This window comes from Sulfurospirillum tamanense, assembly GCF_016937535.1.
GTDB lineage: Bacteria > Campylobacterota > Campylobacteria > Campylobacterales > Campylobacteraceae > Sulfurospirillum_B > Sulfurospirillum_B tamanense.
Window position 1 is genome coordinate 1 of sequence record NZ_JAFHKK010000041.1, and the last position, 13,083, is coordinate 13,083.

12 protein-coding genes are annotated in these 13,083 nt (G+C 46.2%); 3 read left to right on the plus strand and 9 right to left on the minus strand.

Features of this window, described 5'->3' with window-relative positions; genetic code table 11:
* From JWV37_RS11900 to JWV37_RS11920, 5 genes are all read right to left on the minus strand, one after another.
* Positions 1-1,491: cytochrome c biogenesis ResB family protein (locus JWV37_RS11900; protein WP_205460049.1), on the minus strand; the 1,491-nt coding region annotated here is incomplete at its 3' end.
* Between the two features lie 174 nt (positions 1,492-1,665).
* Positions 1,666-2,673 carry a TAXI family TRAP transporter solute-binding subunit gene (locus tag JWV37_RS11905; RefSeq protein WP_205460050.1) on the minus strand — a complete coding sequence of 336 codons (1,008 nt, stop codon included), beginning with the start codon at positions 2,671-2,673 and terminating at the stop codon, positions 1,666-1,668.
* 191 nt (positions 2,674-2,864) lie between these two features.
* Positions 2,865-3,311 (minus strand): universal stress protein, encoded by a 447-nt coding sequence (locus JWV37_RS11910; RefSeq protein WP_205460051.1) that lies wholly within the window; start codon positions 3,309-3,311, stop codon positions 2,865-2,867.
* A 30-nt stretch (positions 3,312-3,341) separates the two neighbouring features.
* Positions 3,342-5,537, minus strand: a complete 2,196-nt coding sequence (locus JWV37_RS11915) for a TRAP transporter permease (RefSeq protein WP_205460052.1) — start codon at positions 5,535-5,537, stop codon at positions 3,342-3,344.
* 187 nt (positions 5,538-5,724) lie between these two features.
* Entirely contained in the window at positions 5,725-6,393 is a 669-nt protein-coding gene (locus JWV37_RS11920; RefSeq protein WP_205460053.1) for a response regulator transcription factor, read from the minus strand.
* A 65-nt stretch (positions 6,394-6,458) separates the two neighbouring features.
* Here JWV37_RS11920 and JWV37_RS11925 point away from each other — a divergent pair, with 65 nt between their 5' ends.
* A complete protein-coding gene (locus JWV37_RS11925) occupies positions 6,459-8,018 on the plus strand; it encodes a cache domain-containing protein (RefSeq protein WP_240332203.1) in 1,560 nt (519 codons plus the stop codon).
* A 105-nt stretch (positions 8,019-8,123) separates the two neighbouring features.
* On the opposite strand, the gene JWV37_RS11930 is transcribed toward JWV37_RS11925, so the two are convergent.
* Positions 8,124-8,600, minus strand: a complete 477-nt coding sequence (locus JWV37_RS11930) for a hypothetical protein (RefSeq protein ID WP_205460054.1) — start codon at positions 8,598-8,600, stop codon at positions 8,124-8,126.
* Between the two features lie 85 nt (positions 8,601-8,685).
* Between JWV37_RS11930 and JWV37_RS11935 the strand changes: the two genes are divergently transcribed.
* Entirely contained in the window at positions 8,686-9,831 is a 1,146-nt protein-coding gene (locus JWV37_RS11935) for a GGDEF domain-containing protein (protein ID WP_205460055.1), read from the plus strand.
* A gap of 46 nt (positions 9,832-9,877) precedes the next feature.
* Positions 9,878-10,912 carry a threonine aldolase family protein gene (locus JWV37_RS11940; RefSeq protein ID WP_205460056.1) on the plus strand — a complete coding sequence of 345 codons (1,035 nt, stop codon included), beginning with the start codon at positions 9,878-9,880 and terminating at the stop codon, positions 10,910-10,912.
* Positions 10,913-10,922: 10 nt separating this feature from the next.
* On the opposite strand, the gene JWV37_RS11945 is transcribed toward JWV37_RS11940, so the two are convergent.
* From JWV37_RS11945 to JWV37_RS11955, 3 genes are all read right to left on the minus strand, one after another.
* On the minus strand, positions 10,923-11,555 hold the full coding sequence (locus tag JWV37_RS11945) for a DsbA family protein (protein ID WP_205460057.1): 633 nt from the start codon (positions 11,553-11,555) through the stop codon (positions 10,923-10,925).
* A complete protein-coding gene (locus JWV37_RS11950; protein ID WP_205460058.1) occupies positions 11,552-11,974 on the minus strand; it encodes a disulfide oxidoreductase in 423 nt (140 codons plus the stop codon). The genes JWV37_RS11945 and JWV37_RS11950 overlap by 4 nt, the downstream gene beginning before the upstream one ends.
* 103 nt (positions 11,975-12,077) lie before the next feature.
* Positions 12,078-13,083: DNA polymerase Y family protein (locus JWV37_RS11955; RefSeq protein ID WP_205460059.1), on the minus strand; the 1,006-nt coding region annotated here is incomplete at its 5' end.

A 13,083-nucleotide genomic window follows, 5' to 3' on the forward strand; every position in this document is an offset into this window, starting at 1 on the left:
GGCATGTAGGCTTTGGGAAGAAGTTAAAAACCCTGCGAGGGCAAGGATGGCTACTAGTTTTCTAGCGCTGCCCATCTCTTTGTTGACAGAGCGAATAAGTTCCCCAAAACGACTTTTAGGATTAAGAAGATTGAAGAGCAATCCCACGGCTAGCAAGAAATACCCTAAATAAGTAGGCCATTTGCCGGGGTCTTGATTGACAGAGAGAATGGTCCCTTTTTCATCTTGGTCGTACGAGGATTGGAAGAAACGAAACCCGCGATAATCCAAAACGTGGTTCATGTAAATGCGCCAAGGCAAAGTGATGTTTTTTTGTGCATCCACAACCTTGACCTCACTCGCATAAGACGAAGGGGCGCGCGAACCTGGATAGCGGTCCAGTTGGAAGTCGATGAGTTCAATATTGAAGGGGAGTTCAAAACTCTTGGACCCCCACTCCATTTGAAACATTTGCCCCCCTGCCACCGCTTGTGCTGGGTACCCTGGGCGACCACGTCCGTGGCCATAAAGCACGACCTCTTTGTGTTCACCTTTGTAGCTTAATGTGGCCACAAGAGCATGTGGCTTGGGTGCTTCGTTGGGCTTAGGCGGCTGGCTAATTAGAGTTTCTTTGCCTAAAGAAAGAAGTTTTTTGGGGGCAAAAGTAAGGTCTTTGAAGCTATAAAGCTGAGTAGTATCAATACTTTGCACCTCCAAAGGCAAAAAATCCCCCTTGGTTGCATCAGCCATATTAAACCACCCAAAGGCGTGAGTAGAACGCATAAAAAACTTATTTTCTTCCTTATACATGTAAAGAGTTGGTTTGGGAGCACCAATGGTTTCATTGGCGTTTTTAGCAAAAGCAAAAATCAAATCAGGTGTTTCAAACACCTCTCCTTGGCGCAAAATAATAGTGCGAGGTTGGCTTTTGTAACTCACCACAAGCTCCACCAAAGGCTCCCCCTTTTCATCCTCCACAAGGCGCGTTGTTGCGTTGGGAACGAAAGAGTGATAACGCAATGAGGCTTCATCCTCGCCAAGCGGGAGAGAGAGACTAAAACGGTTCACGCCAAACACGTCCAACAACGAAACAAGGTGTTGCTTGTCTGCTGAAAAAACTTCATTATCTTTATAAGCGCGCAACTGCACAAAAGGCTCCATAGAAACCACACGGTTCTCCATCTTTCCCTCACGAATGTGCAAGGTGCCCTCAAAGCCATAATAACGCGTAAGTCCAGCGCCCAGTAAAATAAATAAAAAGCTAGCATGAAAGACAAGAGAGGGAAGCTTTTCTTTTTTAAAGAGTTTGTAAGCAAAGGCACTATAAATCAAGCCAAGGCCTAACCATAGTTGAATCAGAGCAAACCACCACGAGGCGTAAATAAGCGCCCAAGCGCTCTCAGTGCCAAAATCATTTTCAATAAAAGTGGCAGTACCGCTAGCAACAGCAAAGAGGAGGAGTAAAAAAACCATGGCTGGCATGCCAAACAAGGCTTTGGTAAGTGGGGTCATGAGGTTCCTTTGGAGGCCAAAAATCTGTGGTATGGTAGCTAAGTTTCTTAAATATTTTCTAAATTTTTGCTGCGACATACCTATTCTTGTTGACTTGGGGCACTTTGTTTTGTCTTTGCGGGGTTTTATGGGCGGGGGAAACGCCCAAGCCAAACAGCTTGGGCGCTAGGAGTGTTACTTTTGAGCCTCTGTTAAAGAGTGGCCTTTTTCTGTCCAATACTTTTGTGCCCCCTTATGCACTGTTGTAACAATGCCTGAAAGAGCAGATTCGACTGTCATAGCTTTAGCTGCTTTTGCAAGGGATCGCATAAAATCTAATCCTTTGTCTGAATAGACTTCACCAATAGCTTTGTACATCAACTCTTGGTCAACATGACGGCCCGCTACCCACAAAGCAGAATCTTGTACAGTAACTACATCATAGTCAATACCAGGATAGGTTCCCGCAGGAATCGTTACAGGCGCATAATAAGGATGGTCTGTTCCCAAGGTTCCTTTTTGAGCTGCTTCATGTACTTGCAACATGCGCATTTTATTGCTTGTTGTTGCTTGGATTACAGAGGCATTAGGAAAGCCTGCAAATACCCAGAGTCCATCAATTTGGCGGTCACCAATGGCCGAAGCACCTTGAGAATAACCAATGTATTGTGGGCTGATTTTATCCCAAAGGCCTACGCTTTCAAAAAAACGTTGTGCGGAAGCCGCGGCACCTGAACCCGCAGGTCCAACCGCCACTTTCTTGCCTGCAAGTTGTGCGACATCAGTGATGCCAGAATCTTCACGTACAAGCAAGTGCGCAGGTGCACCATACAAATAGGACACAGCATGAACATTGCGGTAGCGGTTTGCATCATTAGTTAGCTTTCCATTAATACCAAGATAAAGGTCACCAGAATAAACGATTCCAAAATCTGCATCTTTAGAGTTAACGCGGCGAAGGTTTTCCACCGAACCTGCAGATGCCATATTGGAAACCTCAACACCTGGCAAAGAGCGCGATAAAAGTGTCGCTACACCGTTGGAGAAAAACTGAAACGTTCCCCCATCTGGTCCGCCAGAAAAACCAAGTCGTTGTGTTTGTGCTTGCGCAACTGTACCTGAAGCTAGTGCCACGATGGCAACCGCTGCCATGGCAAATTTTCCAACCTTTGTTGGTAGTTTAAACATTTTACCCAGTGTCATTGAAGACCTCCTTGTTGGTTTAGAATACTAAAAAGCTTTTGCGCTTTTACCTTTACCTCGCGAGCATCGACGGTCAATGTAGTGTTAAAATGCCCAACGTACAACCAAAATCAGGTTGCTATAAAATGTCTTGTTTTTCACTATCGCCCCCGTTTGCAACCTCCTTTTTAGTTGATTTTTCCAAATGTTTCCTAGCGTTCGCGAACGGTGAGAACAGGAATTTTTGAACTTCGCACAACTTTATCTGTAGTTGAACCCACCATTACTTTTAAGCGATCAAGTCCTGTACGGCCATGAGTACCTAAAATGATTAAATCCACCTGATGTATAGCGGCTTGTTCTAAAATAACCTCCTCGCTTTTTCCTACAACAATTTCTGTTCTTGCTTCAACATCACTCAAATACTTCTCTTTAAACTCCTGCATCTCTTTTACAGCTGCTGTTTCCACTTCGCGAATCAGCGTATCGACAACATCAGCTGGCATACGGCGTGTATGCTTTTCTGGAAGTTCCGTAATAACATGCAACAAAATAAGTTGTGCGCCAGCAAGCTGTGTCATGGTGCGTGCCATATCGCTTGCCCGCACTGAACCTTTTGAAAAGTCCGTTGCCAAAAGTATCTTTTTAATCTCAGCCATATGTATTCCTTAATGTTAGTGTTTTACTATTTAGGCTATTTTGACAGGTGCAACCTCTTGTGCATCCCGCTGTAACCACCACACAAAACTAATCAGTGCAATTCCTGCTACGTCCGATAATAACGTAGGCCAGTATAGCAAAAGAGTAGCAATACCCAAGACAACAAATTCATAAAGCTTTGTTTTACGACGCAAGAATCCCATCGCAAAAGCACCAAAAGCAATGGTCCCTAGAGTCGCAGACAAAAAGGCAGTAAAAATCTCAAAAGGTGTGCCATCAAGCAACATCGCAGGCACATAAGCAAAAAGCAACGGCATAATATAAAGCATCTTGGCAAATTTAAAAGAGGTCCATCCTGTTTTCCATGGATCAGACCCCGCAATGGCGGCCCCAGCATAAGCTGCCACACACACTGGCGGCGTGATATTGGAATCTTGAGACAACCAGTATACAATCATGTGCGCCGCAATAACAGCAACACCAAATTCAGCAAGAGCTGGTACAGCAAGCACTGCCACAATCAAATACGCTGCAGTCACCGGAACGCCCATGCCAAGCACCAAAGAGGCAATGGCAACAAGAATAAGAGCGATTAATAAACTGTCCCCTGCCATAGAAATAACCAAGTCTGAAAACTTTAATCCCATACCTGTCAGTGAAATCACTCCAACAATGACCCCAATGACACCCACCGTTGCCCCAATCATGAGCGTATTTCTTGCGCCCACTTGGATGGCTTCCCAAATTTCACGTAAGCCCATGCGGGTTTCTTTATGCACCCAACTTGTAGCAACGCATGAAAGGGTTGCCCAAAACGCTGCATTTCCCGCAGACCTCCCAGTAAGCAACAAGATAGTGATAATCACCAAAGGCAAGGCATAAAACCACCCCCCCTTAAGCACCTCTTTCCAGTGGGGAAGCTCCTCTCCTTGAATGCCACGAATACCGTTTTTCTTAGCCTCAAAGTGCACTAAGCAAAAGACAGATAAAAAGTACAAAAATGCTGGTCCGATAGAAAGTATCATGATTTGCGAATAGGGAATCCCCGTAAGTTCTGCCATCAAAAAGCCACCCGCACCCATGATGGGAGGCAAAAACATCCCCCCGATAGACGCCGCAGGCTCAATGGCGCCTGCTACGTGGGGTTTAAAACCTGCTCGCTTCATCATTGGGATGGTAAATGCCCCCGAAGAAACTGTATTGGCAATAGCACTTCCCGAGACAGACCCAAACAGGGCTGAAGACATAACCGCAACCTTAGCAGGCCCGCCAATCGAACGCCCCGCAAGTGCCAATGGAAGGTCGATAAAAAACTTTCCTGCTCCTGACTTTTGCAAGAATGCCCCAAAGAAAATAAATAAAATTACATACGTCGCAAGCACGCTTGCCATGACTCCAAATACCCCATTTGTGGTGATAAATAGTGCCGTTGCCACGCGCTCAAACCCAAACCCGCGGTGGGCAAAAAGATCTGGCAAATGAGGACCAAACAAGGCAAAGCAAATCATGCCAACCCCAATTAAAGTAATCGACCACCCAAGCACCCGTCGGCACACTTCCATAGAAAGCATCAGGCCCACGACGCTCACGAGTTTATCTAGCTGGTTTTCTGCCCCCGCACGATAATTGAGCGCTTCAAATTGACTCATCCAGTAGATAACTGCGCCGCCAATCACAAGGGCCATGATAATATCGCTCAACGTAGGCGCGTGGTGAAAGCGACGAGAGAGCCATTGATCAATAGGCAAAAGCAGGATAGCAAAAGGTATGACAAGCAAGAGCGAGATGCGCAAATCTCCAAAATCTTGCGCAAAGGCTACTTCAAAGCCGTCATATTCCCACGTCTCTTTAAAAAAAGTGATTTGGTCATAAAATGCCACAGGCGAAGTAAAAACAAAAAAACTACTCACGGCCACTGCCAACAAAACCGCTGAAGAGACCGACATACACCCCACAGCAAAGCGACCACCCGCAGGATAAGCGATAAAAATCAAAACAAAGGTAATCAACACATAAACACCCAAGTGGTATTCTGTGCTAAGTGCTTGATACCCCGCCCCATAAAAATAGGCAATTACCATCACCGCGCCCATAAGGGAAGCCAACCACAACCAAGGACCCGTTAGCTTTCGCTCAGATTTGGCATCTTTCTCCATGAGCTCTTTAACTTTTCGTCGCTCTTCTTCGCCTAAACCTTCTAGTGTTTTATCTAAATCTGCCATCATTGCCTCATTTATGTAAAATCATCAACGCCAAACCTTTTGGCGCACAGTGATTATAAATGAAAGGTATGTATAAATTATGTCGTTAGGAAAATTGTTACAAAATTTCCAAAAAGCAGTCAGGCTTAGTTACTGTTTGAAACATTTAAACCATTTTATTTTTAAGTTACTTTAAGTAACAAAGCAGACTTTAAAGAAGATAACCGACCCCTTGGAGGTTTTTAACTGTTCCCTTTGGTAGCTTTTTGCGTAAATTTTTCGCCAAAAGCCTTAAGGCATTAGGGCTCATGTATTCCCCTTCCCAAACAACTTGCTCAATCTCGCCATAAGAAACAACACCTTTTTTAAAAGCCAACAGTTTCAACAGCTTGGACTCTTTTTTTGTCAGCATTAAAGATTCTGTTGGTGCAAAAACCGTATGCGTAGTAAAATCCACCTCCCACCCTGCTTCCAGCACAAGATTTTGCGCCCGCGCGGAGAGAAACTTCTCTAGAGCACTGGCGAGTTTTGTTTCAGTAATTGGCTTGATGATATAGCGCACCAAAGAGAGCTCAATCGCCTCAATCATATCATCCACTTCAGCATACGCAGAGAGAATAATCACAGGGGTCATATCACCTTTGGCGCGTAGTGCTTTTACTAGCCCTATGCCCCCTAAATTTGGCATTTGCACATCTGTGATAATCAAATCCGGGTGGTGCATTTTGAGCATCTCCAAGGCTTCTTCTCCGTCTTTTGCAAGCAGTACAGACCCAAAAAGCACCTCAAGCATCCCCCCAATGTTGCGCCGAAGGCCTGGTTCATCTTCGACATACATGACGCTGATGCGGGAAAGTTGCTGGAGAAGTTCAGGGGTCATTGGCGGGGGTCCCGTGGCAGAATTTTGTGTATTATATCAAAAACCCTTTACATGTAAGGAACTCCATGCGCCTTCTTACGCAGAGCAACATTTCCCACACCATCATCATTGCCTCCATGCTTATCATCTCTTCGCTTACTTTTTTGACAGGGTATTTTTTCATCTCCAAGCAATACGACACCATGGAAAAAGAGATTGCCGAAACAAAACTCCGCCTAGAAGAGCACCGCCTAGAAGAGATTAAACGAGAGGTAGACGCGCTTGTTGATTACATCGAGTTCCGCCGAACACACCAAGGGGGCGAGGGAACATTACTTCAAGAACGGGTTATTGCGTGGATGTCTACGGTACGCTTTGGAACGCCAAAGGAAAATTATATCTTTGCGTATCGCGTGCACGATTTGCAAGGCGGAGATGCTTTTGCCACCATGCTCGTAAATCCCAACCGCCCCGATTTGGTGGGTGAGCTGATTGCCACAGGGTACACAGATGCCAAAGGGGTGCCTTTTCGGCAACTTGCCCTTGAGGGGATTCGCGAGCAGGGCACGGCGATTGTTCCTTACATGTATAAAAAACCAGGCTCCCAAATCCTCTCCCAGAAAGTGACCTATTTTCGCCATTATGCACCGTGGGATTGGATCATTGCAGCAGGCGCTTATATGGATGACATTGATGCGCTTTTGGAACAAAAACGCGAAGCACTTCTCAAAGACACGCGTCAAGACATCACCTCTACGGTTGTGATTTTTCTCTTTTTTACCTTCATTGCTTACGGGCTTGCCATTGTTTTGGGCAAACAGATTGAACACTTTTTTACCCAGTATCGCGAAGAAGTGTTGGCCAAAACCCAAGAACTCCAAACCCTCAACCAAACCCTCGAACAGCGTGTTCATGAAGAGATTTCCAAAAACAGAGCACAAGAACAGTTGCTCATCCAAAAATCAAAATTTATCGCCCTTGGGGAGATGATTAGCAACATCGCCCACCAATGGCGCCAACCCCTCACGGAGCTTTCTGCCTTGCTTATGGGACTCAAATTTCACTACCTTAGCCAAACCCTCAACCCCACCATCATCCAAGAAAAAAGTAAAGAAGCTGAACATCTCATCGACTACATGTCCCAAACCATCGATGATTTTCGCCATTTTTTTGCACCTGATAAACAAAAAACAGTTTTTGCCATTATTCCGCGTATCGATTCTGTGCTCACCATTTGCCATGCTTCTTTAAAAAATTACCATATTCACCTTCGGATCAAAGCCCCTCGTGATGCGTACGTACGAGGTTTTCAAAACGAATACGAACAAGTTTTGCTCAACCTCATCACCAATGCCAAAGACGCATTACTCCTCACCAAGCCCAAAAACCCCACCATCACCTTAGAATTAGCAGTAAACAAAGGAATGGTCTCTTTACATGTAAAGGATAACGCGGGAGGCATTAGCATTGAACCCATCGAAAAAATCTTTGAACCTTATGTCACCACCAAGTCCAGTTCACAAGGCATTGGCATTGGGCTTTACATGTCAAAGATGATTATCGAAAACAATATGCAAGGAAATTTAATAGCGCGAAACAGTGACGAGGGTGCGGAGTTTGAAGTGAGGTTAAAAGAAGAAGTGTAACGAGGAGGTGGCCCCTGCCCCTCCTCTATTTTCTAAGGAAGTCTTTATAACGCTTGCTGTCGTTAATGAAAGTATACGCCGTGGTAGTTAACGAGCGGTAAACGCCTAATCAAGCGCAATGGTCTCACTTTCGGGGACGGAAAATACTTGACGGTTCAAGGTGCGCTTGGGGTGATTTTGGGGTGATTTTGGGAGATTTATCTGAGTTTTTGAGACCACAGATGCACCCTCAAGCGCGTAAAGTTGGAGGAGTTTTCCCTTTTCGATTTGCACGTACACTGCCGCGCCCACGGGCGCCAAAAAAGCCGTATGGGAAAAACGCGCATAGGGGAGTTTAAAATTTGATGTGTCCGTGCCCTCCACTTCATAATGCCAAAGGCCCGACGTCCCCTCATGGACGACCTTACGAAGAATACCCTTAATATACCCTTCGTCGTAATGTGCTTTTGGTGTTGCTGTTTTTTGGATTGGTGCGGGTGCTTCAGTGGAGACCACGCGCACTTTTTCTTCAAAAAAACCAGAAGGCTGGTACGCACACCCACTAAGCAAAAGCAAAGACACTACCCCGATGATTGTTCGCATTTTTTCCCTTTTTTATGGAAGCTTACCATATTTCTTTTAAGGGCTTTTTGATTATGATGGTTTACCAAAATAAAAAGCGGGGCACATGTTAAAACACTGGTTTTTTAACCAAAAAATTAACACTATCATTGTTTTGGCCCTGATTGCCACCTTGCTTTTGACGATTATGCTTAGCGCATTTTTGCTCTTTAGTATGCAACACAAAGAGTACCAAAACATCCTCAAAAATGACCACCAAAATACCGCTTCACTACTTGCAGCAAGTCTGCAATTCCCACTTTCTCATGGTTCTGCAAAAATGACAGAAGAAGTCATTGACGCTTTTTTAAAGGATGAGCGGGTTGTTGGAATCACTGTTTGGAACACAAAAGACGCCCATCCTCTTTACCACACCCTCGTACCCAAGCGGGTAAAAGGCACCATCCAAACCCTAACCCTTCCTATCATGGTTAATGGCAAACGCGCAGGGGAAGTCTCTTTGAAATTTTCTTCTGTGTTTATCGACAAAGAGCTTCGCGAACTTTTTTGGGCCAATACAACCTATTTTTTCATGCAGTTTCTGGTGAGCCTCTTGTTGCTACTTTTGGTCTTTTATTTTAAAATCACCAAGCCACTTCAGCAGCTCATGTCGTTTGTCCACGCCATCGGCGATTACCCCATCAATGGCCGTCAGTTATGGCCTTACGAGGATGAGATTAGCAAAATTGGTCGGGCTTTTGAAAAAGCAAAACACACCATCAGTACGGTTTCTATGCGCGACCCACAAACGGGCATCTACAACCACTACATGCTCACCAAGCTCTTGCAAAACCTCTTTGCCCAAGCGCGCCAAACCAAAACACCCCTTGCGCTTATTTTAATCGAAGTCACAAACTTCAAACAAGTCAACGAACACCACGGGCACCTCAAAGGCGACGCGCTTTTGCTAGGCATCACTCAAGACATTGCTCGTCTGAAAAAACCAGAGTATTATCTGGGGCGCTGGGGCGGAAGCACCCTCATGCTTCTTTGTCCTCACGAAAATTGCAGTAGCGTCGAACCCTTTGCAGGGGCTTTACACCACCACTTTGAGCGAACGCTTTATGCGGGCAAAATGAGTGCCTCATGCGCCTTTGGTATTGCCCACCTTCTTCTTGAAGATGAAAGTGTTGAAGAACTTGTAAGACGAGCAAACCTTGCTATCAAAAAGGCCCGAACCAGCCAATACAGCCCCATCATCACTGAACTTTAATCAAGGGTTTTCGTGGCATAATGCGCCCCAAAAAAAGGAAATCCTCATGCAACCACTCCACCAAGAACAATTTGCAAGCGACAACTACTCAGGCGCTTGTCCCGAGGTGCTTCATGCTCTCAATGAGACCAACCAAGGCTACGCTAGGGCCTATGGCGATGATGTTTACACCAAAGCCGCGGCCGATGGACTGCGCGCGCTTTTTGGCGTTCCTTGCGAAGTCTTTTTCGTTTTTAATGGCACGGCAGCCAACTCTTTGGCATTAGCCTCCTTGTGCCAATCCTACCACAGCGTCGTGTGCCATGAACTTTCTCACATTGAAACCGACGAGTGCGGAGCGCCCCAGTTTTTTTCCAACGGCATGAAGCTTTTACTCTCCAAAGAGGGTGATGGCAAAATCACGCCCGCATCCATCACGCGCCTTGTCACCAAACGCACCGACTTGCATTACCCTAAACCCAAAGTCGTCTCTTTGACCCAATCCACCGAAACGGGCATGGTCTATTCCCTCGAAGAGTTGCGTGCCATCAAAGCGTGTGCTAAAACCCACGGGCTAAAATTGCACATCGACGGCGCGCGCCTTGCTAATGCGCTGGCTTCTTTACATGTAAGCCCCAAAACCTTTGTGGAAGAGAGCGGCGTAGACGTGCTGAGCTTTGGCGGGACGAAAAACGGGATGTTTTTAGGGGAAGCGGTGGTGTTTTTCGACAAGGCATTGGCAGAAGATTTTGAGTACCGTTGCAAACAAGCAGGGCAGCTTGCTTCCAAAATGCGCTACATTTCCGCCCAGTGGCTCGGGCTTTTGAAAGATGACGTGTGGCTTAAAAATGCCCGCCACGCCAATGCCATGGCAGCGTATTTTTCAGAAACTGTGGCACGGATTGAGGGAGTGAAGCTACTATTCCCCACCCAATCTAATGCCGTTTTTATCGAACTAGACCCAAAGCGCATCGAGAAGTTAGCGCAGGAGGGATGGTTGTTTTACACGTTCATTGGGACGGGCGGTGTACGGTTTGTCTTTTCATGGGATGCTACCAAGGCACGCGTGGACGCACTCATCGAAACAATCAAGAAGGGGTAAATCCCCTTCTTTACATGTAAGACTTAATCAACTGCACCAAAGGCTCGTAACCAAAGCGCTCCAAAGGCGTGCCGTTAACAAAAAAGCTGGGAGTTTTACTCACGCCTAACGCCTTTCCATCAGCAACGTCCTGGGCAATAATAGCCTGAATTTTAGGGTCTTTCATGGCTTCTTTTAACGCCACGATATCAACCCCTGCTTGCTCAAGCACAGGCCATGCACGCTCGGGAAAAACACGGTGATTGAAAACCCACGTCTGCTGACTTGCAAGCAAGGCGCTCAAAGCCTCCCAGTATTTTCCTTGGGCTTTTGCCGCCTCTATCATTTGTACAACTGTTTCTGAACCCTCATGAAAGGGGGCATACCGAAGCACCAAGCGGAGCTTGCCACCATACTCTTTGACAAGTGCTTTGGTCAAAGGGGAAAACTGTGCACACGTGCCACACGCAGGGTCAAAAAACTCTACCAGTGTCACCTTGGCATCACTTGGCCCTAACGTAGGAGCGTAGGAAGGCATTAGGCGCGCTTGTTGCTCCTTGCTCATAGTTGGCGCACTTTGGCTCGCTTGGTATTGTTTTGCTGCAAACATAAAAGCCACTATCAAAAGCACTACACTCGCCACAACAAGTAGACGTTGATTCATCGAGAAACCCTCCTTAAATAAAGCACTATTGCTCCAATAATCAAACTAAACCCTGCAAGCGAGAGCACAGGAATGCTGACAAACCCAAACCATTCGATGTATTTGACAGAGCATGGCACCCCTTGAGAGCAAGGCACTGCCTCCTCACTGATAATCCCAGCGTGCAACAAAGTGTGATAAGCCGCCATCACCCACCCAGAGAGCGCGATGGGCAAAGCAATTTTTGCTGATGCTGTGGCTTCTTTGGTTAGTAATCCTTGCCCCAAAATAAAAACAAGCGGATACATCGCAATACGCTGATACCAACACAGTGTGCAAGGAATAAACGCCATCACTTCGCTAAAAAAAAGGCTTCCGAGAGTTGAAACCGTGGCCACAAGCCACGCAAAAAAGAGAAAGAGGTGAAGTTTTTTCGCCACAAAAAATCCTTTTTGAAAATCTAAAACAAGGCGTAACTATAACAATACCAACTTAACGAATGATAAATAGAAAGCTTTTTTTCGTCTTTTTGGATAATGAAGGTTATTTTTTGCGCTCCTTAGCACCCAGCTCACGCGCAGAAACGATAGCATCAAGGCCGTAACGCGAGCGGATTTGATGCATCGAGGCTTCAATAGACCGGCGTTTTTGGTCTTCACAAAAATCAAGCAACGAAACACTCTGTCCATGGTGCTCTAAAAAATGGCTGACACTTAGGCCTAGAAAATTCACCTTATTTTGCTTACATGTATCGGTTTGATCAAAAAGTGCTAAGGCGCGTTGGCGCAAAAATGCTTCACTAAAAAAACGGTGTTGGGTGCACCGCTGGGTGATTTTTTTTCCGTGTTCGTAGCGAAGAGTTACGGAAAAAGTTGCGGGATGCACACCAGACTTGACCACCAAAAACGCGATGTGACGCACCAGCACCACCACACGACGGTGCAACTCTTCCCGCGATACGATGGGGTCAAAGGTGCGCGAAAGCCCGATGGATTTGCGCTGTTTAGATACCTCAACCACCTCTTTGTCTTCTCCTGCAATCTTTCGCCACAACTGCTTCGCGCCCTCCCCCCACTGCCAAAACAGATGCTTTGCCTCGTAGGCTTGGCCAAGGGTTTGGATGCCGTGTTTGTGGAGTTTTTCTTGGGTGCTTTTTCCGATGCCGGGGAAATGTTCGATGGGTTTGGATGCGATAAACGCAGCGATGGTTTCACGGGGTACGTAACGGATGCCATCGGGCTTGGCGGCATTGGTAGCAAGATTGGCAATCCACTTAGCAGAAGAGATGCCGATGGAAACGGGAAGTCCCAAGGTTTGCGTGATAGTGTGCTTTACATGTAAAGCAAAGGCTTCAGGAATTTGGGCCTCGTTCATGCCTGAAATATCGCAAAAAAACTCATCAATACTGCACTGTTCTACCGTGGGCATGAGGGTTTGAAGTAAAGCGAACAATTGATCGGAAAGGGCGCGGTAATACCCATGGTCTGGCGGAAGGATGGTAAGCGCGGGGCAAAAACGCAGAGCTTCTACGATGCTCATGCCCGTTTTT